Genomic DNA, 22,048 nt, shown 5'->3' with positions numbered 1-22,048 from the left:
CAGTGCTTGACCTCGCCGCGCGGCCTGCGTAAACCGCCCCTCACCCCGGCGGGCGATTAGCCGGGAAAGGTGAGTGTGCGGTTGTAGCTCAGTTGGTTAGAGTACCGGCCTGTCACGCCGGGGGTCGCGGGTTCGAGCCCCGTCAACCGCGCCACCACCCTTCGCCCAGAACGATATGCGCGGTTGTAGCTCAGTTGGTTAGAGTACCGGCCTGTCACGCCGGGGGTCGCGGGTTCGAGCCCCGTCAACCGCGCCATATCCTTCCTTCTATCCACATGATCATGTTTGTCGCTTGCCCCTACGGTCGCAGTCCGTAAGTTGGGCGGACAGTTTCATCGACGATGCCCATGACCGATACGCATGCCCCTCGAGCCTATACCTCTGCCCGCGATCCTGATCCGGAACGCGAGCGGATCACCCGCTTCTGGGATCCGGGCCGCAAGTTGCTGCGCGCCCTGCGCCGCTATCAGCACTGGCACGCGCGACAGGGCGTCATCGCCGGGTTCATGCGGCGATATTGGGTGCTGGTGCACCGCTATTGGAGCGTCATATGCCAATGCGACATCCCGGTCATCACGCCCATCGGGCGTGGGCTGGTTCTGCATCATCCAAACGGCGTGGTGATGCATCCGGCGGCCGTGATTGGCCCGAACTGCATGATCTTTAATCAGGTAACCATCGGGTCGGGCCGCACGAATGACGAGGGTCGCAATGTCCCGTTGATCGGTGGGCATGTCGATATTGCAGCCGGTGCGCGGATCGTGGGCGGCGTCACCATCGGCGATCACGCGGTCATTGGTTTGAATGCCGTGGTGCTGGATGATGTCCCGCCCGGCGGCGTCGCGGTCGGCGTTCCGGCGCGTGTCATCCGCATCGAGCCCCCACCCATTGAAGAAACGCCCATTGAGGAAAACGGTGCCTAGCTACGCGTGACACGGCAATGAAAGCAGTTGCCGCTGGCCGAGCGGATTTAGACGAAACCAATCTGCGGATCGGTAAAGAGACGGGCGCAGCGGGCCGGAATATAGGGCGTGCCAATCACGCTGCTGCGATCACGGACAATCCTCTCATCCGATGAATGGCCTCGCACGATATAACTGGGCGAGGTCAGCATTCTGGTCGGAAAATCGGGGCCGCCTGCGGCGCAATCCTCAACGCAGAGAAAAATCGAACCTGTTTCAGCATAGGGGTTCAGCCCGGAAAAAGGACGGTGCGCGACGATGATATAAGGCGCGCCTTTGGGCACCTGGTTCAGGCAGTGACGGCAGGGTGTATCATGGCCATCGGAGGCAGGGCAGCGTTCAGGCGGCAGTCCCTATGCATCGGTGCCGCTGCGCAGGCCCATGGCGGTCGCTGTCTTGATCGGAAAAAAACGAAGGGTCATTTGGGACTCCTGTTTCGGTTGTCCTTCCGTTATGACGATTGAACCCGCGGTGAGGGCGCGCGAAACGGGCGTTTCATTGGCAAAACGTCAGTCAAAGGGGCCGAGAGGATGAAAGACATGGACGACGCGACCCAGTTGATCGGGCGCATGGCGAGCACCGCGCGAGATGCCACGGTGGCGCTGCGCGAGGCCAGCGCCGAACGCAAGCATGCAGCCTTGATCGGTGCTGCAGAGGCCGTGCGTCTGTCGATGTCGGACATCCTGCAGGCCAATATCAAGGATCTGGAATTCGGACGCGAAAAGGGATTGTCCCGCGCGATGATGGACCGGCTGACCCTGACCGAGGACCGCATTCACGACATCGAAAATGGCTTGCGCACCGTCGCCGAACAGCCCGATCCGGTCGGCAGCGTGATCGCGGAATGGGACCGCCCGAATGGGCTGCATATCCAACGTGTGCGCACGCCAATCGGCGTTATCGGCGTGATCTATGAAAGCCGACCGAATGTGACGGCCGATGCCGGTGCGCTGGCGTTGAAATCGGGCAACGCCGTGATCCTGCGCGGCGGCTCTGAGGGGTTGAACTCATCCCTGGCGCTGCATGCCTGCATGGTGCGCGGGCTGGTGGCGGCAGGTCTGCCCGCCGAAGCGATCCAGTTGGTGCCCACGCGTGATCGTGCGGCGGTCAGCGCCATGTTGCAGGCGCAGGGGTTGATTGATGTGATCATCCCGCGCGGCGGCAAGGGTTTGGTCGGGCTGGTCCAGCGCGAGGCGCGGGTGCCTGTATTCGCCCATCTCGAGGGCATCTGTCACGTCTATGTCGACCGTGACGCCGACCCCGAGACCGCGGTTCAGGTCGTGCTGAACGCCAAGACCCGCCGGACGGGCATTTGCGGGGCGGCGGAATGCCTGCTGATCGACCGTGACTATCCGCAATCCGAGACGCTGATCCGTGCGCTGCTAGATGCCGGGGTAGAGGTCAGGGCCGAGGGCGCATTGGCTGACATTTCAGGGGCGACCAAGGCAAACCCCGAAGATTTCGGGCATGAGTTTCTGGACATGATCATGGCGGCCAGAACCGTTGACGGGGTCGAGGGCGCAATCGAGCATATTCGCCGATATGGCAGCCAACACACCGAGTCGATCCTGACCGCGAATGACAAGACGGCGGCGCGATTCTTTGACGCTTTGGACAGTGCGATCCTGATCCGCAACGCCTCGACCCAGTTTGCCGATGGCGGCGAATTCGGCATGGGCGCCGAGATCGGGATCGCCACGGGCAAGCTGCACGCGCGCGGTCCGGTCGGTGCCGAGCAATTGACCAGCTTTAAATATCTGGTGACGGGGAATGGTACCATCCGACCATAGGGATGGATAAAAGAGCCTGCGGCGATGGGTCGCGGGCAGGTGCCGAACAGGGCAGGCGGGGCGGCCAAGGCTTGACATTTCCCCTCTCAACCCCAGTTTTGCACCCAACGAATTGATAGGCGAAAAGGGCATATGTATGGCTAATCAGGGCCCCTGGGGCGGAGGCGGCGGCAATAATGGCGGCGATGATGGGGACGGAAAGCGCCCCTCGAACCGTCCATGGGGGGACCAACGCCCGCCACGTGACCCGCAGCGCCCGGAGCGCCCCGGTCAGGGCGGCGAATCGATGCCCGAAATCGACGAGCTGATGAAAAAGGGCCAGGAACGCCTGCGCGTCCTGATGGGCGGCGGACGCGGCGGCCGGCCAAATGGCGGCGGCGGTGGACGCGGGCAGGGGCCCAATTTCAGCCTCAACCGATCCACCATTGGACTGATCGGCCTTGGCCTGGTGCTGGTCTGGGGCTTCATGAGCTTTTACACCGTCAAGCCGGAAGAGCGCAGCGTCGAGTTCCTGTTCGGTGACGCCGTGGGCGTTGGCGAGCCGGGTCTGAACTTCGCGCCCTGGCCCTTTGTCACGGCTGAAATCGTGCAGGTCACCGGTGAACGCGTGACCGAGATCGGCACCGGCACCGGGCCGATGGATAGCGGTCTGATGCTGACCCGCGACCAGAATATCGTGGATATGGAATATCAGGTCGTCTGGAACATCAACGATCCGGCGAAATACCTTTTCAACCTGGCCGATCCGCGCGACACGATCCGTGCGGTCGCCGAATCCGCCATGCGCGACATTATCGCCCGCAGCGAGTTGGCACCCATCCTGAACCGCGACCGTGGTGCGATTGCCGAGGATCTGCAGGATGCCGTCCAGCAGACGCTGGATGTCTACGAATCCGGGATCAGCGTTGTCCGTGTCAACCTTGACCGGGCCGATCCGCCGCAAGAGGTGATCGACGCCTTCCGCGAAGTGCAAGCCGCTCAGCAGGAACGCGACCGGTTGGAAAAAGAGGCCGACGCCTATGCCAACCGCGTTCTGGCCGCAGCCCGTGGTGAGGCAGCCTCGGTTCTGGAACAGGCCGAAGGTTACCGCGCGCAGGCCGTTAACGTGGCCGAAGGTGAAGCCGCGCGCTTTAACAGCGTCTATGACGAATACGTCAAGGCGCCGGATGTGACCCGCCGCCGGATGTATCTGGAAACGATGGAGCGCGTTCTGGGCGATGTCGATAAGGTGATCCTCGACGCTGGCACCATGCAGGGCGGATCGGGCGTGGTGCCCTATCTGCCGTTGGACCAGTTGCGCCGCGACCGTCCCACTGACAACTCGACCAATGACAGCCAGGGGGATAACTGATGGCCGCTCGCAGATCTTTCCTGTCCATCATCGCCATACCGGCGATCATCGTCATTGCCGTCGCGATCATGGCATCGCTGTTCATCGTGGACGAACGTGAAAAAGCGCTGGTCCTGCGTCTTGGTCGCGTCGTCGACGTCAAGGAAGAGCCGGGCCTCGCGGTCAAGGTGCCCTTCCTCGATAATGTCGTGAAATATGACGACCGCATCCTGGGCCTGCCCACCACCCCGCTGGAGGTCACGCCGCTGGATGACCGCCGCCTCGTCGTCGATGCTTTCGCCCGCTGGCGGATCACCGACGTCGTGCGGTTCCGTCAGGCCGTTGGTGCTGGCGGCATCGATGCGGCGCTGGTGCGCCTTGAGCCGATCGTAAAGACCGCGATCCGCGAAGTTCTGGGCTCGGTTCCGTCGACCGACGTGCTGTCGGATGACCGGACCAGCCTGATGAACCAGATCCGCGACGAGGCACGGCGCAACTCTGCCGGGCTGGGCGTCGAGATCATCGACGTTCGCCTGACGCGCACCGACCTGCCCGAGCAGAACCTTTCGGCCACCTATGCAAGGATGCGGGCCGAACGTGAACGCGAGGCCGCAGACGAGGTTGCCCGTGGTAACGAGGCCGCGCAGCGTGTTCGCGCTGCAGCCGACCGGACCGTGGTGGAACTGACCTCCGAGGCGCGCAAGCGGGCCGAGATCGTACGCGGTGAAGCTGACGCAACCCGGAACGCGATCTATGCCGACGCTTTCGGCCGCGATCCGGAATTCTTCGCCTTCTCGCGTTCGATGCAGTCCTATGAGCGTGCATTGCAGGGCAGCAACAGCTCTTTCGTGATGCAGCCCGACAGCGAGTTCTTTGACTATCTCGCAAGCGATGGGTCCGAGGGCGCAACCCCGCAACCAGCGCCATCGACGCCCGTCAGCAGCAACGCGGACGCGGATGAAAACGGTGCGGATGGCGCAGTCGATGCGGCGGCGACGACCGCAGAAAGCGACGAACCATTGGTCACGCCGACGGTAACGGATCGCGAAGGCAAACCCCTCGGTGCGTCTGCCGGCGTCACCCTGACGCCTGTGCCGGAAAGCCTGGTGACACCGCCGGAAGAGCCCTCGGCCGTCGTGCCGCCTGCCGCGGTCGAAGCCGGGGACGGCGACACCGCCGAGCCAGCAGGCGACGAGGCCACCGAACCGGCGGCTGAGGAGGTGGTTGAACCCGCTGCGCCAGAACAAGAGGCCGAACCAGTTCCTGCCGAAGAAGAAAACGGCAACTGATAGAAAAAAGAGGGCGGGTCGCGATGCGAACCCGCCCTTTTCGTAACAATGGTCACGATCAGTTCACCATCCGAGAGCGTGGTTTATTTGCAACGCCGCACTATATTCCGTTCATATCACGTTGATTCCGACGCCTCGCAATCGCGCGTCGATGGCCCGCCGGAACCGTAGAATAAACATGAGGAACAACCGCATGAAACCGATATCACGGAACGTCCTGACCGCTTCGGCGCTCGCTTTGTCGATCGGCCTGGGTGTGGCCGGCGCTCAGCAAGCCGCTGAGAACGAGCCGACGGACATTTCCCCAGAGGTTCAGCAGCAGGCCCAGGAGGCCGCCAACCAGAACCAACCCCTGCAGGCACCTGCGACGCAGGTGATGCCGGACAGCTTTGCCGATCTGGTCGAACAGGTCGCGCCGGCAGTGGTCAATATCACAACCGTTTCAGTCGTCTCGCAGCCCGCATTCGGTCAGGGACCGAACTTTCCCGAAGGCAGCCCGTTCTCGGATCTGTTCCGCGATTTCGGCATTCCCGGCATTCCTGACAGCGGGCCAGAGGGTCGTCGCGGCCAGCAGCGGTCGAACGCGCTTGGTTCGGGATTTGTGATTTCCGCCGACGGTTTCATCGTGACCAACAATCACGTCATCGAGGGCGCTGATGAGATCGAGATCGAGTTTTATTCGGGCGAAAAGAAGCCGGCCGAAGTAATCGGCACCGATCCCAAGACCGATATCGCCCTGCTGAAGGTGATGTCCGACGAGAATTTCCCCTTTGTCGAATTCGGCGATTCCGACACGGCGCGCATGGGGGACTGGGTGCTGGCGATGGGCAACCCGTTGGGGCAGGGCTTTTCGGCCTCGACCGGCATCGTTTCGGCCCGCAATCGCGAATTGGCGGGCACCTACGACGATTACCTGCAGACCGACGCCGCCATCAACCGCGGCAACTCGGGCGGCCCGCTGTTCGATATGCAGGGCCGGGTCGTCGGTGTGAATACCGCGATCCTGTCGCCCACCGGCGGCTCGATCGGGATCGGTTTTTCGATGGCCTCTAATGTGGTCACCAAGGTCGTCGATCAGTTGCAGGAATATGGCGAGACCCGGCGCGGCTGGCTGGGGGTCAGTATTCAGGACCTGACGCCGGACATGGCCGAGGCCATGGGCATGGATGCCTCGGGTGGTGCGATGATCAGCGAGGTCATGGACGGACCGGCGAAGGATGCCGGGCTTGAAGCTGGCGACGTCGTGATCGAATTCGCCGGTGGTCCTGTTGCTGATTCGGGCGAGTTGGTGCGCCGTGTGGCCGATTCTCCGGCCGGCGAGCCCGTGCAGATCGCCGTCTTGCGTGATGACGAGCGCGTTGAGATGCAAGTCACGCTAGGCCGGCGCGAGCTGGCCGAAGGGCAGGGCACGGCCAGTTCCGTCACGGCCGGAAACCCCGACGACGGCAATAGCGACATGATGGGCATGTCGCTGTCGGTGCTGACACCCGAGATCGCATCGGAACTGGGTGCGCCTGGCGATATGAAGGGCCTCGTTGTGCGTGAGGTCGCGCCTGACAGCCCTGCCGCCGAAAAGGGTCTGGCGGCTGGCGACGTGATCGTCGAGGCCGGTCAGCAACCGTTGGTCGCCTTGTCCGATCTGGAAACCCAGATCTCTACCGCCCGTGATGCAGGCCGCAAGTCCATCCTGCTGTTGATCCGTCGGGCCGGCGAGCCGCGCTTTGTCGCCTTGCCCATCCAAGAGGACTGACACCGGCGGATATGGGGCTTTGCCCCGCTGGCCGGCGTATTTTGACAGCGATGAAAGGGCAGGGTCTTCCTGCCCTTTTCAATGTGGGCCGAATGACTTATCCCGGCTGCGATAATGAGGACGAGACGATGGCCAAGATCACCTATATCGAGCATAACGGCACCCCCCACGAGGTCGAGGTCCGCAACGGCATGACCGTGATGGAGGGCGCGCGCGACAATGGCATTCCAGGCATCGAGGCAGATTGCGGCGGCGCCTGCGCCTGCTCGACCTGCCACGTTTATGTCGATCCCGCCTGGGTCGAAAAGCTGCCGGCCAAGGATCCGATGGAAGAGGACATGCTGGATTTCGCCTATGAGCCCGATCCCACGCGCTCTCGCCTTACCTGCCAGTTGAAAGTCTCTGATGCGTTGGACGGGCTGGTCGTGCAGATGCCCGAACGCCAGATCTGAGGTCGCCTTTCGTCTGAAAATGTCGCCTGACGCATCAGGTGCAGACGCAGGCCGCGGTAGGTGGCGATGAATGACCGGAGAATTCTAGCCATGTCCGAACTTGTCCTGACCGTCACCTGCCCCTCGCGTCGCGGTATCGTCGCTGCGATTTCGAACTTTCTGGCCGAACATGGCTGTAATATTACCGATTCGTCCCAGTTCGACGATATGGCCAACGGCATGTTCTTCATGCGCGTCAGCTTTCGTTCAGAGAAAGGTGCCGATGCAGAGGGTCTGCGCGCGGTCTTTGACGCGGTGGCAGAACCGTTGCAGATGGACTGGGCGATCCATGATCCGACCGTAAAGATGCGCGTTCTGCTGATGGTGTCGAATTTCGGGCATTGTCTCAACGATCTGCTCTATCGCTGGCAGATCGGTGCGTTGCCGATCGAGATCGTCGGCGTCGTCAGCAATCACCTGACCTATCAGAAAGTGGTCGTGAACCACGACCTGCCGTTTTTCCACGTCAAGGTGACGCCGCAGAACAAGCCGCAGGCCGAGGCGCGGTTGTTGGAAATCGTGGACGAAACCGGGGCCGATCTGGTCGTGTTGGCGCGCTATATGCAGGTCCTGTCAGATGCGCTGTGCCAAAAGATGTCGGGGCGAATCATCAATATCCACCATTCCTTCCTGCCCAGCTTCAAGGGTGCGAACCCTTACAAGCAAGCGTTCGAGCGTGGGGTGAAGCTGATCGGCGCGACGGCGCATTATGTCACGGCTGATCTGGATGAGGGACCGATCATCGAGCAGGACACCGCGCGTGTCACCCATGCCCAATCCTCGGCCGATTACGTGACATTGGGCCGCGATGTCGAAGCGCAGGTCTTGGCGCGCGCCATTCATGCCCATATCCATCACCGCGTCTTTCAGAACGGCAACAAGACGGTGGTTTTCCCTGCAAGTCCAGGTGGTTACGCGTCAGAACGGATGGGTTAACTGGCGGCGTCTGTTGTCGTCGGCGATTTGAAGTTGGTCCAGCCACTGGCGATGGTCATGGCGTCCATATAGTCGTCCAGGGCTCTCTGCGCGGCCTTACGCGCGGTTGTTCCCGGATGCCATTCGTTCATGTTATCGTCGATCACCATCCGCGCCAGCCCGAGTAACAGGGCCCGGCCGGTGAGCAGCATCAGATGGGGATCGGCGGACTTTACGATCTGCCCACGTTCCTGAGCATTGTGCAGCAGACGTAGCATGACATCGTGCATGGACCGAACGTAACGCGCGAGCTTCTCGTTGCCTTCGATATCGACGAGTTTGCTGTATTGCAGCAGCCGGAACTGTTCGGGATTGTCGCAGGCCCATTCCAAATAGGCTGTGCTGAGCGCCCGGAACTGGACGGCTGGATCGTCTGGCGGTGCCTTTGTCACGGTGCGCAGGCAAGTATCGACAAGTTTCATCAGCCCCTGTTCGGCCAATGTGTCCAAGACCTCTTGCACGGAACCAAAGATCTTTTCGACCGCCTCAACGTCCTGACCGGCATGTTTTGCAATCTCGGGCAGGCTGGGCAGCGCGGGTCTGTGGGATGAAAGCATCTCCATCAGCGCCGAACTGACGCTGTCGTGGAGGCCCGCTATGGGGCGCGGTTTATGTGAACCAGAACCCTTCATGATGACGTTAACGTTATCACCAAGTGACCTGAATGCAGAGAGAAAAATGGGCCTGCGACGATTCGCCTTGAATTTTCAATCGCAGGGGTCGCTGACCGGTGCCCCGCGCAACCACAGGGATGGTGGGGCCGCGTCTGTCAAATGCCGCCCCATTGAATTGATGGTTGCAACCGGACGTCAGGCCTCTGCGCGGGCCTGGCGCTTGCGCTCGTGCGGATCGAGAAAGCGCTTGCGCAGGCGAATGTTCTTGGGCGTGACCTCGACCAACTCGTCATCGTCGATATAGGCGATGGCTTCTTCCAGCGACATGCGCACCGGCGGTGTCAGGCGAACAGCCTCATCCGTACCAGATGCGCGCACGTTGGTCAGCTTCTTGCCCTTCAGCGGGTTCACTTCCAGATCATTGTCGCGCGAATGTTCGCCAATGATCATGCCGGTATACAGCTGCTCTTGCGCACCGATGAACATCTTGCCGCGATCTTCCAGATTCCACAGCGCATAGGCGACGGAAACGCCGTTCTCCATGCTGATCAGCACGCCCTGACGGCGACCCTGAATTGGGCCCTTATAGGGTGCCCAACCGTGGAAAATGCGGTTCAGCACGCCATTGCCGCGCGTATCGGTCATGAATTCACCGTGATAGCCGATCAGGCCGCGCGAGGGGACATGGGCCACGATGCGCGTCTTGCCGACGCCGGCGGGACGCATATCGACCATCTCACCCTTGCGGTCGCCGGTCAGCTTTTCGATCACCGCGCCGGTATATTCGTCATCGACGTCGATGATGGCTTCCTCGATCGGCTCAAGCCGCACGCCGTCTTCTTCGCGATAGATCACGCGAGGGCGGCTGATCGACAGCTCGAACCCTTCGCGGCGCATGTTTTCGATCAGAACACCCATCTGCAATTCGCCGCGGCCCGAAACCACGAAAGCGTCACCGCTGTCTGTGTCCTCAACCTTGATGGCGACGTTCGATTCGGCCTCTTTCATCAGCCGTTCGCGGATCACACGCGACTGCACCTTCTTGCCGTCCTGACCGGCCAGCGGGCTGTCATTGATGCCAAAGGTCACGCTGATGGTGGGCGGGTCGATGGGCTGTGCGGGCAGGGCGGTGTCCACTTCGGCTGCGCACAGCGTATCGGCCACGGTGGCCTTGGTCATGCCCGCGATGGTCACAATATCGCCTGCAACGGCCTCGTCGATGGTCTGCTGGGTCATGCCGCGAAAAGCCAGAACCTTGCTGATGCGGAACTGCTCGATGCGGTCACCACTGCGCGACAGGGCTTTCAGTGTATCGCCGGCCTTCGCACGGCCAGCCTCGACCCGGCCCGTCAGGATACGGCCGATGAAGGGGTCGGCGCCAAGCGTGGTGGCCAGCATCTTGAAGGGTTCGCCCGCATGCGCGATCTGTTTCGGCGGCTCGACATGGCGCAGGATCAGATCGAACAGGGCCGACAGATCCTTGCGGGGACCGTCCAGCGCCTCATCAGCCCAGCCGCCGATGCCAGACGCATAGACATGAGGAAAATCAAGCTGCTCGTCCGTCGCGCCGAGGTTGGCGAACAGGTCAAACACATCGTTCAGCGCATTGTCTGGCTCGGCTGCGGGCTTGTCGACCTTGTTCAGCACGACGATGGGCTTCAACCCAAGCGCCAGCGCCTTGGAGGTCACGAATTTCGTTTGCGGCATCGGGCCTTCGGCGGCATCGACAAGCAGACAGACGCCATCGACCATCGACAGGATGCGCTCTACCTCGCCGCCGAAATCGGCGTGGCCTGGCGTGTCGACGATATTGATCCGCGTGCCTTTCCATTCGACCGAGGTGGCCTTGGCCAGAATGGTGATGCCGCGCTCGCGCTCGATGTCATTGCTGTCCATCATGCGTTCGGCCGTGGCCTGATTTTCGCGGAATGCGCCTGACTGTTTGAGCAGCTCATCCACCAGCGTGGTCTTCCCATGGTCGACATGGGCGATGATGGCGATGTTGCGGATATCCATTCGGGCGCGTCCTCTAATATGCGGTGCCGCCCTAGCGAATTGGTCGCAGAAAGACCAGACGGAATCGCCTCAATGAGGGGCCGACGCGACGGAGGAACCGTCCGAGTGTGACTATAAGCGGTGGGTCCTACTGCGATGGGCCGTTTTCGGGCGCGGCCCAGGGGCCGTCATCGAACGCGCCTATCGAATGCCGAGAAACGAAAAGATCAGCAAAAGCACGAGCACAAGACCGATGATGTAAATGATCGCGTTCATGGTCCAGGTCCTGAAAAGCAGTTCGACATTGGGGCCGGTCTATCAACCGGCCCCTTGTCGTTACATGACGAACGAGACGACGGCCAGAACAACAACGACCAGACCGACGATATAGATGATGGAATGCATCTGCTTCTCCGAATATTTACTTTGCTGCCACCCTTCATTCGAGGAGGCTTCGACTGGTGAACGAACGAACGGCGCGGCCCGTGGTTCCCGCGAAAGTGATAACGTCATCCGGATTAGTGCTTGGGCAACCAGCCTAGCCCGGCAAGCGTACCTGCTGCAGGGGTATATTCCGCGCCGATCCATCCCTGATAGCCGTCTTCCCGCAGCGCGTTCATGAACGCGTCCAAATCGAAATCACCGCGATCCGGTTCATGCCGCCCAGGATGGCCGCTGATCTGTACGTGGCGGATCAGGGCCGCATGGCGTTGCCAGCAGCCAATGACATCGCCGGTGATGCGGTGGGCGTGGTAGCTGTCGAATTGCAGACCCAGATTGGGGGCGCCGACTGTGCCGATGACCTCGGCGGCCAGATCGAAATCAGACAGGAAATAACCCGGCATGTCATCGCTGTTTTGCGGCTCGATGATCAGGCTCGCATCGGGGGCCTCGGCACAGGCCCATGCAAGATTTTCAATGAAAGTGTCATGAGCGCCCGTGCCTTGGGCGATACCGGACATGATGTGAATATGCTTTGCGTTCAGGGCCTGCGCAAAACGCAAAGTCCGGCGAAAATCGCTGCGAAAGCGGTCAGATTGCACCGGATCGGCGGCGAAACCGCGCGCGCCCCCGGTCCAGTTGGGCGGCGGCGCGTTCAGCAACACGAAGTCCAGACCGTTCGTCTGCGCGGCGCGGGCGAGGTCTCGGGCGGACAGATCATAGGGAAACAGCAGTTCTACCCCGGTAAAACCGGCGCGCCGTGCGGCCTCAAACCGCTGCAGGACCGGCAATTCGGTGAACAGAAATGTCAGGTTCGCTGCAAATTTTTCCATGATGCGGCGTCATGGTTCCAGCCGAAAGAACCGGCCGCCAGAGCGCACGCCGACCTGACCATCGTCCCCCTCTTCCGCGGCAGCGGCGAGACGGTAAAAGGTCTTGCGGTCGATCAGCGCCTCAAGGCCCCGGCGCACATGCACATAGGGTCGGGGCTGGCTTGCGTCACCGCGAATCGTGATCGGATTGTCGGCATTGGCGGTCACCTCGTCACCGACATTGGTGGTAAAGGTGATCTGGTCGGGCAGGATCTCGGCGTCGACGGCGACGAACGGTGCGTCCTCGACCTGAATGCCGACCTTTTCAACCGGGGTGACCAGAAAGTAATCGTCGCCCTCGCGTTTCAGCACGGTGGAAAACAGCCGCACCATGGCTTGTCGGCCGATTGGCGTGCCCTGATAGAACCATGTCCCATCCGCCCTGATCTGCATATCCAGATCGCCGCAAAAGGGCGGATCCCACAAATGCACGGGTGGCAGCCCCTTTTTACCCGCCTTGCGGGCAGCCTCGGCGATGCCCTGCGCATTCACGCGATTGTCAGCCTGATCCACCATTCGATATGGTCGCCCCAACTTCTACTATCTATGCTTGGTCTAAATCAGAAACAGGGCGTTGTCATGGGTGCGGACGAAAATCAGACGGATGGCGGACTGGTCGAGCAGGTCGAAGCCTTGGGCGCGCGGCTGGAACAGGCCCGCTCCAGCGTGGAACGACGCTTTGTCGGGCAACATGCCGTCGTCGAACAGGTGTTCGCCGCGATCCTGTCTGGCGGGCATGCGCTGCTGGTCGGACAACCGGGTCTGGGCAAGACCATGCTGGTCGAGACATTGGGCACCGTGCTGGGGCTGGACACGCAGCGCATCCAGTTCACCCCGGATCTGATGCCTGCCGATATTCTGGGCTCGGAAGTTCTGGACATGACCGCCGATGGCCGTCGCGAGTTCCGGTTCATCGAAGGCCCGGTCTTTACCCAATTGCTGATGGCCGATGAGATCAACCGGGCCAGCCCCCGGACACAATCGGCACTGCTGCAGGCGATGCAGGAACATGAGGTCACCATCGGCGGCAAGCATCGTCCGCTCGGCCGGCCCTTCCATGTGCTCGCCACGCAAAACCCGATCGAACAAGAGGGCACCTATCCGCTGCCCGAGGCACAGTTGGACCGGTTCCTGCTGCAGGTCGACATCGACTACCCCGACCGCATGACCGAGCGCGATATCCTGCTGGCCACAACCGGGCTGATCCAGGGCGCGGCCCATGCGGCCTTTGATCCCGAAGGGCTGATTGCCGCACAACGGCTGATCCGGCAGATGCCGGTGGGCGACAGCGTCGTCGAGGCGATCCTGTCGCTGGTTCGCGCGGCACGACCGGGCGCCGAAGAGGCATCGCCCTGGGTTTCCGACAGCCTGATCTGGGGGCCGGGTCCCCGGGCCGCGCAGGCGCTGATGCTGGCAACGCGCGCGCGGGCTGTGCTGCACGGGCGCTTTGCCCCGACCATCGAGGATGTCGAGGTGCTGGCTGCACCCGTGCTGCGGCATCGCATGGCGCTGTCCTTCACCGCGCGGGCGCGGGGCGAAACCGTCGATGGCGCGATTGCCCGGCTGCTGGATGAACGGACGGGCGAAACGAGGGCCGCGTGACGCTGACCCCCGCCAATTTGCGCGCAAGGGCCGAGGTCGAATCCGGTGGCCTGCCGGCGCTGGTCCTGTCGGCCGAGCGGTTGGCCGTGACAATCGCGCCAGGTGCCCACGGCTTGCGCCGTGCCGGTCCGGGCGAGGATTTCTGGCAATATCGCCCGGCCGCTGCGGGTGACGCCGCGCGCAGCATCGACTGGCGGCGCAGCGCGCGGTCGGATGCGCAATTCGTTCGTGACCGCGAGGCGCAGACCGCACAATCGGCGGTAATCTGGGTCAGCGCGGGGCAGGGCATGTCCTATCGCGGCGATGACAGCCGCCCGACCAAGCTGGACCGCGCAAGGCTGTTGGCACTGGCGCTTGGCATGGTGCTGCTGCGCGGTGGCGAAAAGGTCGCTCTGGCCGGGCAGCCGCCGCGTTCGGGGCGGTTGCAGGCGGATCGGTTGGCGCAGCAACTGGCGACGCAGGCCGATAGCGGGACTGATGCCGATCAGCCGCCGCTTGAATCGCTGCGGCCCAATCAGCGGGTCGTGCTGATATCGGATTTTCTGGGTGATCCGGCCTGGGTCAGCGCCTATCTGGCGCGGGCGGCGGCCTTGGGCGTTTCGGGGGCTTTATTGCAGGTTCTGGACCCGGATGAAGAGGTCTTTCCCTTCGATGGCGCCGTGCTGTTCCGATCGCTCAGCGGCCAGATCAGTCACGATACGCGCGATGCGGGCGGGCTGCGGGCGGCCTATCTGGAACGGCTGGCCCTGCGGCGCGAATTGCTGCGCCGCTCAACTCTGGGCGCGGGCTGGCATTTTGGCACGCATGTCACGGCCACCGCGCCCTCGACCGCGCTGATGTGGCTTTATCAGGTCTTGGGGGGCTGATGCTGATCCTTGGCCCTCTTGGGTTCCTGACACCGTGGATCCTCGCGGCGCTGGCTGTCCTGCCGGTGCTGTGGATCATTTTGCGGGCCATGCCGCCCTCGCCCCGGTTGCAGGATTTTCCGGGCGTCGGGCTGCTGCTGGGCCTGCGGGATCCGGTTCCGGTTGCGCGGCGCACGCCCTGGTGGCTGCTGCTGCTGAGGCTGGCGGCCATGGCGCTGCTGATTCTTGCCTTTGCCGGGCCTGTCTGGAAACCGGTTCTGCGGCAGGCAGAGCCGGGGCCGCTGCTGATCGTCATGGATGCGGGCTGGGCCGCAGCGCCGGGCTGGGCCGAACGTCAGGCGCGGGCCGAGCGTGCGTTGCAGGATGCAGCCGCCGATGGCCGCCCGGCGGCGCTGCTGATGGCGGATGGTCAGCAGGTCGGCACCCTGGCCTTCAGTTCGGCCGGTGATTTACAGGCGCGTCTGCGCGCCACGGTTCCGATGGCATGGGAAACGCGGCTGCCTGATAACCCCGCCGAGGTGCTGGCCGACCAGCCAGAGGGCAGGCTGAACACGCTGTGGATTGCCGACGGGCTGGATCATCCGAACCGCACCGACTGGCTGACCGAACTGACGGCGCGCGGGTCGGTCACTGTGGTGCCGCCCAGTCAGCCCCTGCGCGCGCTGACGCTGGATGCGGGCGATACGCCCTCATTGACGCTGCATTCCCTGGACGATGGCGCGCCCGATATTCTGGCCATCGGACCCGACCCTCAGGGGATCCAGCGCGAATTGGCCCGGCTGACCCCGGGTGCTGCCGGTGCCGACAACCTTAGCCGTCCTGTCGTGATCGACCTGCCATCGGAACTGCGCAATCGGATCACCCGTTTTCAGATCGAGGGCGACAATCATGCCGGCGCCGTCGTGCTGGCCGATGACCGGGTGCGTCGTCGCAAGGTCGGGCTGGTGGGCGACGCCGCCAGTGCTGCCGAGGGGCAGCAATTGCTGTCGCCCGTGCATTATCTGCGCCGCGCGCTTGCTCCGACCACCGATCTGGCCGAGGGCGGCTTGGGCGATGTGCTGGATACAGCGCCCGATGTGATCATTCTGGCGGACCAGCTGTTGCAGGATGAGGCGCCTGAACTCAGCGAATGGGTCGATCAGGGCGGTCTGCTGATCCGCTTTGCCGGGCCGCGCATGGCCGCTTATGAGCAACTGACCGATGAACCCTTGTTGCCCGTTCGCCTGCGCTCAGGTGGCCGCGATATCGGCGGCGCGCTGAGTTGGGGCGACCCGCGCGGGCTGGCGCCTTTCGAGGGTGACGGCATCTTTGCCGGGCTCACGCCGCCCGATGATGTGACGATCCGGGCACAATTGATGGCCCAACCCGCGCCGGATCTGGCGCAGCGCACCATTGCATCCCTGTCGGATGACACGCCGCTGGTCACGCGCGCCCCGCAAGGGCAGGGGCAGCTGGTGCTGTTTCACATCACCGCCAATGCCACGTGGTCGAACCTGCCGATATCGGGGCTGTTCGTGCAGATGCTGGACCGGCTGATCGCTTCGGCCCAGAGCAGCAACCTCTCTGAGCAGCCGGCGCAGGATCGCGACGAGGCGTTCTGGACGCCCGAGACGATACTGGACGGGTTTGGCAGTGCCGAAGGGCCGGGCGATCTGGCCCCGGTCGCAGGCGATGAACTGGCGCTAGGCGCTGGCCCCGGCCACCCCGCCGGCATCTATGTCGCGGGCGAGCGGCACCAGGCGCTGAATGCCGGCGCGGCGCTGGTCCCTGCCGCGTGGCCCGGCGCGGTGATCGAAGACACAACCGAAGGCCTGGGCCGCAATCTTACCGGCTGGCTCTTGGCGGCGGCGGCGGTGCTGCTGGCGCTGGATGCGATTGGCTCGGCCTGGCTGGGCGGAGGGCGTGGGCGCCGCCGGGCGTCGGCGCGCGGGGCCGCGACCGCCGGGCTGATCGCGCTGTTGTTGGTGTTGCCGCAGCCCGGCGCAATGGCGCAGCAGGCCCAACCGCCTGCGGCCAATTCGCAGATCGTCAATCCTGAACTGTTGCGCGCCGCCAACCAGGTGGCTCTGGCCTATGTCATCACGGGCGATGACCAGATCGACGAAACCTCGCGTCAGGGTCTGGACGGGCTGTCGCGCGCGCTGTTCTATCGCAGCTCGGTCGAACCGGGCGAGCCTGTGGGCATCGACCTGGACGCCGATGACCTGTCGATGCTGACCTTTCTCTACTGGCCCGTGACCGAGGGCCAGCCGATGCCGTCGCCGCTGGCCTATCTGCGGCTGAACCATTTCCTGCGCTCGGGCGGGATGATCCTCTTTGACACCCGCGATGGCGATCTGGCGGGCGTCGGTGGCCCGGACATGAGCGCGACCCTGCAAACACTCGCCGCACCGTTGGAGATCCCGCCACTTGCGCCGGTCCCCGAAGATCACGTCCTGACCCGTGCCTTCTATTTGCTGGATGACTTTCCCGGTCGCTGGCGTGGCCGTACGGTCTGGGTCGAGGCCCCGCCTGCGGGCGCCGAGGCCGCCGAGGGCGTGCCGTTTCGCAATCTGAACGACGGCGTTACCCCGGTGGTGATCGGTGCCAATAGCTGGGCCGAGGCCTGGGCGGTTGATCCCGCAGGCATGCCGCGCTTTCCCGTCGGGCGCGGCTTTGAAGGCGAGGAACAGCGCGAGATGGCCATCCGCTTTGGGGTCAACCTGATCATGTATGTGCTGACCGGCAACTATAAGTCCGATCAGGTCCATGTGCCCGCCCTGCTGGACCGGCTGCGCAGCGAAGAGGTGATGCCATGACCGGGCTTCGCTTTGATCCGATGTTGCCCTGGTGGGCGATTGCTGCGCTGGCGGCGCTGGCATTGGCGATGGCAGGGTTTGCCCTGTGGCGCGGCCTGCGGGGCTGGGCCTGGCGTGGTCTGGCCGGGCTGGCTGCGGCTGCAGCCCTTGCCGGGCCTGCATTGGAAATCGGCGCGCGTGCCGGGCTGTCCGATATCGTTATCCTGCTGGATGATCGCAGCGCCAGCCAATCCCTGCCGGACCGCAATGGCCAGACCGATGCCGCGATAGAATCGCTGGCGACCGAGATTGCGGCCTTGCCCGACACCGAATTGCGTCGCGTGACCGTTGGCGATGATCCCGATGGCAGTCTGATCGGCACCGCCCTGACCCGCGCCATCGCAGCCGAGCCCGATGCCCGCATCGCTGGCATTATTTCCGTCACCGACGGGCAGGCCCATGACACACCGATGATCCCGGCCAATGCTCCGGCGCCGGTTCACACCTTGCTGACCGGAAATCCCGATGACTGGGACCGGCGTCTGGTGATCGAAGAGGCCCCGGCCTTTGGCCTGATCGACGAAGAGGTCCGCATCCGCCTGCGGATCGAGGATCAGGGCGCGGTGCCCGACGACATTGCAGGCAGCTCGGCCAATCTGCGTATCAGCCTGGATGGCGGGCCTGAACAGGTCTTTGCCGTGCCGCCGGGCGTATCGCTGGAACTGCCGGTCACGCCGGATCATGCCGGGCAGAACGTCATTCAACTGGGCTTCGACTCGCCCGATGACAGCGAGTTGACCGATCGGAACAATTCGGCCGCCGTCACCATCACCGGCGTGCGCGACCGGCTGCGCGTGCTGCTGGTCTCGGGCGAGCCGCATGCCGGCGAACGCACGTGGCGCAATCTGCTGAAATCGGACGCCGCCGTTGATCTGATCCACTTTACCATCCTGCGCCCGCCCGAGAAATCCGATGGCGTGCCGGTCAATCAGGTGTCGCTGATCGCCTTTCCTACGCGCGAATTGTTTCTTGAACGGATCGAAGATTTCGACCTGATCATCTTTGATCGCTATCGCGTCCGCGGCATTCTGCCGCCAGATTATTTCCGCAATATCGTGCGCTATGTCCGCGATGGCGGTGCGGTGCTGGTCGCGGCGGGACCAGAGATGTCCAGCGTCGAAAGCCTGAACCTGTCGCCCCTGAGTGAGATCCTGCCGGCCCGCCCGACCGGCCGCGTGATCGAGCAGCCCTTTACCCCGCAACTGACCGATGCGGGCAGGCGACATCCCGTGACCACGGGTCTGCCGGGGGCGCCCGCCGCTGACGCCGAGGCACCGTCCGAGGGCGATTGGGGCCGCTGGATCCGCATGGGCGAAGTCACGCTTGATCGCGGCTCGGTGGTGATGACCGGGCAGGATGATCTGCCGCTGCTGATCATGGACCGTGTTGATGAAGGACGCGTCGCGATGCTGACCAGCGATCAGGTCTGGCTATGGGGGCGCGGTTTTGAAGGCGGCGGTCCGCAGTTGGAACTGCTGCGCCGCATCGCCCATTGGTCGATGCAGGAACCCGATCTGGAAGAAGAGGCCCTGCTGGCCGCTCAACTGCCGGGGCTTGCGCTGCGCGTCACCCGTCGCAGCATGGCCGAAACGATCGGGCCCGTAACCATCACGGCCCCTGATGGCAGCCAAACCGATATCGAGCTGAGCGAAAGCGAACCGGGCCGCTTTACCGCCGACTGGCAGGCGCCCGGTCCGGGCCTTTACCGGCTAAGCGAAGGCGAGATGACGCGCGTCATCGTACTGGGTCCGGCGGCACCGAAGGAATTCGAGGAAACCGTGGCCAGCGATGCCAAGCTTGGCCCGCTGTCAGAGGCCACCGGCGGCGCGGTGCTGCGCCTGTCTGATGGTGTGCCCAATCTGCGCACCATCGCCGAGGGTCGCACCGCGCATGGCCAGGGTGTGGGCGGTCAGTGGATCGCCATCACCCCGCGTGAGGCCGCCACTGTCACAGGCCTTTCGCGGCGCCCGTTGCTGCCGGCATGGGCCTGGTTGGGCCTGATCGCTGGGCTGATGCTGGCCGGGTGGCTGGCCGAGGGCCGCCGAGCCACGGCGCGATAAGCTTGCCAAGCCGTCACCGCGTTGCTAACCCGAACGCCAACCCGTAGCCGCAGGAGGGACAGACATGCCCGAGACCGAGCGCAAGCCGGCCCCCAATACCGAGGCCGACCTGAGTCTGATCAAGCGGATCATCCCGCATCGCTATCCGTTTCTGTTCATCGACAAGGTGCGCGACATCGTGCCCTTCGAAAGCGCGGTCGGCATCAAGAACGTGACCAGCAACGAGCCGCATTTCCAGGGCCATTTTCCCGATCAGCCGATCATGCCCGGCGTCACCATCGTCGAGGCGATGGCGCAGACCTCTGCTGTGGTGGTGGGGATCAGCCTTGATGTGATCGACAAGCCGTTGCTGACCTATTTCATGGGCATCGACGCCTGCAAGTTCCGACGTATGGTGGTGCCCGGCGACGTGCTGGAATTGCATGTCAGCGTCAAACGCGCCGGTGGCAAGATCTGGAAATTCGAGGGCAAGGGCATGGTCGACGGTCAGCTTGCCGCGCAGGCTGAGTTCACGGCCATGATGGATCTGAAAACGGATGGCTGATGCCGGTATCCATCCCTCTGCCGTGATCGAACCGGGCGCAGAGATCGGCCCCGACTGCCGTATCGGCCCGTTCTGCGTGGTCGGATCGCAGGTGCGGTTGGCGCGCGGTGTGGTGCTGAAATCGCATGTCGTGCTGACGGGCGAGACCTCTGTAGGTGAGGAAACGGTGATTTTCCCCTTCGCCTGTATCGGCGAGATCCCGCAGGATCTGAAGTTCAAGGGCGAACGCGCGGCGCTGGAAATCGGGGCGCGCAACCGGATCCGCGAATATGTGACGATGAATCCCGGCACCGAAGGCGGGGGCGGCGTGACACGCGTCGGCGATGACGGGCTGTTCATGGCCGGCAGCCATGTCGCCCATGACTGCCAGATTGGCAACCGGGTAATCCTGGTCAACAATGCCTCGGTCGCGGGCCATTGCGTGCTGGACGATGACGTGATCATCGGCGGCCTGTCAGGCGTGCACCAATGGGTGCGCATTGGCCGTGGCGCGATGATCGGCGCGGTCACAATGGTGACGGCCGATGTCATTCCCTACGGGCTGGTACAGGGGCCGCGCGGCCATCTGGACGGGCTCAATCTGGTTGGGCTCAAGCGTCGCGGGGCCAGCCGGGCCGATATCGCAGCGCTGCGCGGGATGCTGGGCGAATTGGCGCACGGCTCGTTCCGCGACGGTGCCAAGGCGCGGATAGGTGGCGAGGTGACGCCGATGGAGCGCGAGGTGCTGGAATTCATCCTTGGTCCTTCGGATCGCAGCTTCCTGACGCCGCGCCCCGCATGATTGTCGCCAGATGAGCAAGATCGCCATTATCGCAGGCGAGGGCCGGCTTGCGCCCGCCATCGCAGAGCACCTGCCGGATGCGCCGGTCTTTGCGCTCGAGGGGTTTCCCCCGCCGATCCCGGCCAGCACCTTTCGTCTAGAGCGGTTGGTGCCGTTTCTGGACCATCTGGCTGATCTGGGCGTGGAAAATGTGGTCTTTGCCGGCGCGGTTCGCCGTCCGGCACTGGACCCCGCAAGCTTTGATCCGCGCACGGCGCAACTGGTGCCCCGAATTCTGACCGCGATGCAGTCAGGCGACGATGCGGCGTTGCGCACGGTGCTGGATATTTTCGAGGAATTCGGAATAAGTGTCAGTGGAATTGACGAAATCATGCCCTCTTTGATCCCACCCGAAGGCATTGTTTCTGGTGATCCCTCTGCCGCAGATCAGACCGATGCGGCACGCGGCGCCGAGATTGTCGCAGCACTAGGTCCGCTGGATCTGGGCCAGGGCTGTGTCGTCGCGCAGGGGCTGTGCCTTGCGGTCGAAACGTTGCCCGGGACGGCGGCAATGCTGGATTTCGTTGCCCGCCATCAAGGTCTGCGGCCCAATCCGAACGGCGCGCTCGGTGTGTTCTACAAGGCACCGAAGCCGGATCAGGATCGGCGTATCGATCTGCCGACGATCGGACCGGACACGGTCGATCAGGTGGTCGCTGCCGGTTTGGCGGGCATTGCCTGGCAGGCGGGCAGCGTGATCTTGCTGGATCGGGATGAAACGGCCAGGCGCGCGCGCGATGCGGGCGTGTTTCTGTGGTCGCGCTCAGGCTGATCGGTTATTTTGAAGTGAACATACCCGTCCGTTCGTGT

Annotated in this window: 18 protein-coding genes, 2 tRNA genes and 1 pseudogene; 16 read left to right on the top strand and 5 right to left on the bottom strand. The window is 63.4% G+C overall.

Annotation, left to right across the window (positions count from 1 at the left end; all coding sequences use genetic code 11):
- Positions 1 to 77 precede the first annotated feature (77 nt).
- The 3 genes from CUV01_RS17200 to CUV01_RS17190 all read left to right on the top strand — a co-directional run bounded on the left by CUV01_RS17200 (position 78) and on the right by CUV01_RS17190 (position 923).
- A tRNA-Asp gene (locus tag CUV01_RS17200) sits at positions 78 to 154 on the top strand.
- A 25-nt stretch (positions 155 to 179) separates the two neighbouring features.
- Positions 180 to 256: transfer RNA gene (locus CUV01_RS17195), tRNA-Asp, on the top strand.
- Between the two features lie 91 nt (positions 257 to 347).
- Positions 348 to 923: a serine O-acetyltransferase gene (locus CUV01_RS17190; protein WP_101462196.1), complete on the top strand. Its 576-nt coding sequence runs from the start codon at positions 348 to 350 to the stop codon at positions 921 to 923.
- Between the two features lie 47 nt (positions 924 to 970).
- Here CUV01_RS17190 and CUV01_RS17185 read toward each other — a convergent pair whose 3' ends face one another.
- Positions 971 to 1,246, bottom strand: a complete 276-nt coding sequence (locus CUV01_RS17185; RefSeq protein ID WP_157994898.1) for a DUF1203 domain-containing protein — start codon at positions 1,244 to 1,246, stop codon at positions 971 to 973.
- A 246-nt stretch (positions 1,247 to 1,492) separates the two neighbouring features.
- Between CUV01_RS17185 and CUV01_RS17180 the strand changes: the two genes are divergently transcribed.
- From CUV01_RS17180 to purU, 6 genes and pseudogenes are all read left to right on the top strand, one after another.
- Positions 1,493 to 2,752 (top strand): glutamate-5-semialdehyde dehydrogenase, encoded by a 1,260-nt coding sequence (locus CUV01_RS17180; protein ID WP_101461541.1) that lies wholly within the window; start codon positions 1,493 to 1,495, stop codon positions 2,750 to 2,752.
- A 136-nt stretch (positions 2,753 to 2,888) separates the two neighbouring features.
- A complete protein-coding gene (gene hflK, locus CUV01_RS17175; protein ID WP_101461540.1) occupies positions 2,889 to 4,103 on the top strand; it encodes an FtsH protease activity modulator HflK in 1,215 nt (404 codons plus the stop codon).
- 68 nt (positions 4,104 to 4,171) lie between these two features.
- A pseudogene (gene hflC / locus CUV01_RS20380) lies at positions 4,172 to 4,976 on the top strand (protease modulator HflC); the annotation flags it as partial.
- Between the two features lie 588 nt (positions 4,977 to 5,564).
- Complete coding sequence (locus CUV01_RS17165) at positions 5,565 to 7,121, top strand: Do family serine endopeptidase (RefSeq protein ID WP_232962333.1); 1,557 nt, start codon at positions 5,565 to 5,567, stop codon at positions 7,119 to 7,121.
- A gap of 128 nt (positions 7,122 to 7,249) precedes the next feature.
- A complete protein-coding gene (locus tag CUV01_RS17160; protein WP_101462194.1) occupies positions 7,250 to 7,573 on the top strand; it encodes a 2Fe-2S iron-sulfur cluster-binding protein in 324 nt (107 codons plus the stop codon).
- A 90-nt stretch (positions 7,574 to 7,663) separates the two neighbouring features.
- Positions 7,664 to 8,548, top strand: coding sequence for a formyltetrahydrofolate deformylase (purU, locus tag CUV01_RS17155; RefSeq protein ID WP_101461538.1), 885 nt, complete (start codon positions 7,664 to 7,666; stop codon positions 8,546 to 8,548).
- Here purU and CUV01_RS17150 read toward each other — a convergent pair.
- From CUV01_RS17150 to CUV01_RS17135, 4 genes are all read right to left on the bottom strand, one after another.
- A complete protein-coding gene (locus CUV01_RS17150) occupies positions 8,545 to 9,150 on the bottom strand; it encodes a TetR-like C-terminal domain-containing protein (protein WP_101461537.1) in 606 nt (201 codons plus the stop codon). The two genes, purU and CUV01_RS17150, sit on opposite strands and share 4 nt — an antisense overlap.
- Before the next feature lie 246 nt (positions 9,151 to 9,396).
- The gene (gene typA, locus CUV01_RS17145; RefSeq protein ID WP_101461536.1) at positions 9,397 to 11,217 is read right to left on the bottom strand and encodes a translational GTPase TypA; all 1,821 of its coding nucleotides are present in this window, start codon (positions 11,215 to 11,217) and stop codon (positions 9,397 to 9,399) included.
- A gap of 497 nt (positions 11,218 to 11,714) precedes the next feature.
- Positions 11,715 to 12,470, bottom strand: coding sequence for a hydroxypyruvate isomerase family protein (locus CUV01_RS17140; RefSeq protein ID WP_101461535.1), 756 nt, complete (start codon positions 12,468 to 12,470; stop codon positions 11,715 to 11,717).
- Positions 12,471 to 12,479: 9 nt separating this feature from the next.
- On the bottom strand, positions 12,480 to 13,025 hold the full coding sequence (locus CUV01_RS17135; RefSeq protein WP_101461534.1) for a DUF1285 domain-containing protein: 546 nt from the start codon (positions 13,023 to 13,025) through the stop codon (positions 12,480 to 12,482).
- 63 nt (positions 13,026 to 13,088) lie between these two features.
- Here CUV01_RS17135 and CUV01_RS17130 point away from each other — a divergent pair, with 63 nt between their 5' ends.
- The 7 genes from CUV01_RS17130 to CUV01_RS17100 all read left to right on the top strand — a co-directional run bounded on the left by CUV01_RS17130 (position 13,089) and on the right by CUV01_RS17100 (position 22,010).
- Positions 13,089 to 14,111 (top strand): AAA family ATPase, encoded by a 1,023-nt coding sequence (locus CUV01_RS17130; RefSeq protein WP_101462193.1) that lies wholly within the window; start codon positions 13,089 to 13,091, stop codon positions 14,109 to 14,111.
- Positions 14,108 to 14,977 (top strand): DUF58 domain-containing protein, encoded by an 870-nt coding sequence (locus CUV01_RS17125; protein ID WP_232962331.1) that lies wholly within the window; start codon positions 14,108 to 14,110, stop codon positions 14,975 to 14,977. The genes CUV01_RS17130 and CUV01_RS17125 overlap by 4 nt, the downstream gene beginning before the upstream one ends.
- Entirely contained in the window at positions 14,977 to 17,775 is a 2,799-nt protein-coding gene (locus CUV01_RS17120; protein ID WP_101461533.1) for a DUF4159 domain-containing protein, read from the top strand. The genes CUV01_RS17125 and CUV01_RS17120 overlap by 1 nt, the downstream gene beginning before the upstream one ends.
- Positions 17,772 to 19,874 carry a hypothetical protein gene (locus tag CUV01_RS17115; protein WP_101461532.1) on the top strand — a complete coding sequence of 701 codons (2,103 nt, stop codon included), beginning with the start codon at positions 17,772 to 17,774 and terminating at the stop codon, positions 19,872 to 19,874. Before CUV01_RS17120 ends, CUV01_RS17115 begins: the two co-directional genes overlap by 4 nt.
- A gap of 64 nt (positions 19,875 to 19,938) precedes the next feature.
- Positions 19,939 to 20,418, top strand: a complete 480-nt coding sequence (fabZ, locus tag CUV01_RS17110; RefSeq protein ID WP_101461531.1) for a 3-hydroxyacyl-ACP dehydratase FabZ — start codon at positions 19,939 to 19,941, stop codon at positions 20,416 to 20,418.
- On the top strand, positions 20,411 to 21,199 hold the full coding sequence (gene lpxA / locus CUV01_RS17105; RefSeq protein ID WP_101461530.1) for an acyl-ACP--UDP-N-acetylglucosamine O-acyltransferase: 789 nt from the start codon (positions 20,411 to 20,413) through the stop codon (positions 21,197 to 21,199). Before fabZ ends, lpxA begins: the two co-directional genes overlap by 8 nt.
- Positions 21,200 to 21,209: 10 nt before the next feature.
- Positions 21,210 to 22,010, top strand: coding sequence for an LpxI family protein (locus CUV01_RS17100; protein WP_101461529.1), 801 nt, complete (start codon positions 21,210 to 21,212; stop codon positions 22,008 to 22,010).
- Positions 22,011 to 22,048 lie beyond the last annotated feature (38 nt).

The organism is Paracoccus tegillarcae (genome assembly GCF_002847305.1).
Classification (GTDB): Bacteria; Pseudomonadota; Alphaproteobacteria; order Rhodobacterales; family Rhodobacteraceae; genus Paracoccus; species Paracoccus tegillarcae.
Note: the sequence above shows the minus strand (reverse complement) of the source record. Positions and strands in the feature narration are given on the sequence as shown.

Excerpts from the sequence above, each read along its gene's own strand:
- CUV01_RS17190 (WP_101462196.1), top strand. The coding sequence starts at position 348 with ATGACCGATACGCATGCCCCTCGAGCCTATACCTCTGCCCGCGATCCT.
- CUV01_RS17180 (WP_101461541.1), top strand. The coding sequence starts at position 1,493 with ATGAAAGACATGGACGACGCGACCCAGTTGATCGGGCGCATGGCGAGC.
- hflK (WP_101461540.1), top strand. The coding sequence starts at position 2,889 with ATGGCTAATCAGGGCCCCTGGGGCGGAGGCGGCGGCAATAATGGCGGC.
- CUV01_RS17165 (WP_232962333.1), top strand. The coding sequence starts at position 5,565 with ATGAAACCGATATCACGGAACGTCCTGACCGCTTCGGCGCTCGCTTTG.
- CUV01_RS17160 (WP_101462194.1), top strand. The coding sequence starts at position 7,250 with ATGGCCAAGATCACCTATATCGAGCATAACGGCACCCCCCACGAGGTC.
- purU (WP_101461538.1), top strand. The coding sequence starts at position 7,664 with ATGTCCGAACTTGTCCTGACCGTCACCTGCCCCTCGCGTCGCGGTATC.
- CUV01_RS17150 (WP_101461537.1), bottom strand. The coding sequence starts at position 9,150 with ATGGAGATGCTTTCATCCCACAGACCCGCGCTGCCCAGCCTGCCCGAG.
- typA (WP_101461536.1), bottom strand. The coding sequence starts at position 11,217 with ATGGATATCCGCAACATCGCCATCATCGCCCATGTCGACCATGGGAAG.
- CUV01_RS17140 (WP_101461535.1), bottom strand. The coding sequence starts at position 12,470 with ATGGAAAAATTTGCAGCGAACCTGACATTTCTGTTCACCGAATTGCCG.
- CUV01_RS17135 (WP_101461534.1), bottom strand. The coding sequence starts at position 13,025 with ATGGTGGATCAGGCTGACAATCGCGTGAATGCGCAGGGCATCGCCGAG.
- CUV01_RS17130 (WP_101462193.1), top strand. The coding sequence starts at position 13,089 with ATGGGTGCGGACGAAAATCAGACGGATGGCGGACTGGTCGAGCAGGTC.
- CUV01_RS17120 (WP_101461533.1), top strand. The coding sequence starts at position 14,977 with ATGCTGATCCTTGGCCCTCTTGGGTTCCTGACACCGTGGATCCTCGCG.
- CUV01_RS17115 (WP_101461532.1), top strand. The coding sequence starts at position 17,772 with ATGACCGGGCTTCGCTTTGATCCGATGTTGCCCTGGTGGGCGATTGCT.
- fabZ (WP_101461531.1), top strand. The coding sequence starts at position 19,939 with ATGCCCGAGACCGAGCGCAAGCCGGCCCCCAATACCGAGGCCGACCTG.
- lpxA (WP_101461530.1), top strand. The coding sequence starts at position 20,411 with ATGGCTGATGCCGGTATCCATCCCTCTGCCGTGATCGAACCGGGCGCA.
- CUV01_RS17100 (WP_101461529.1), top strand. The coding sequence starts at position 21,210 with ATGAGCAAGATCGCCATTATCGCAGGCGAGGGCCGGCTTGCGCCCGCC.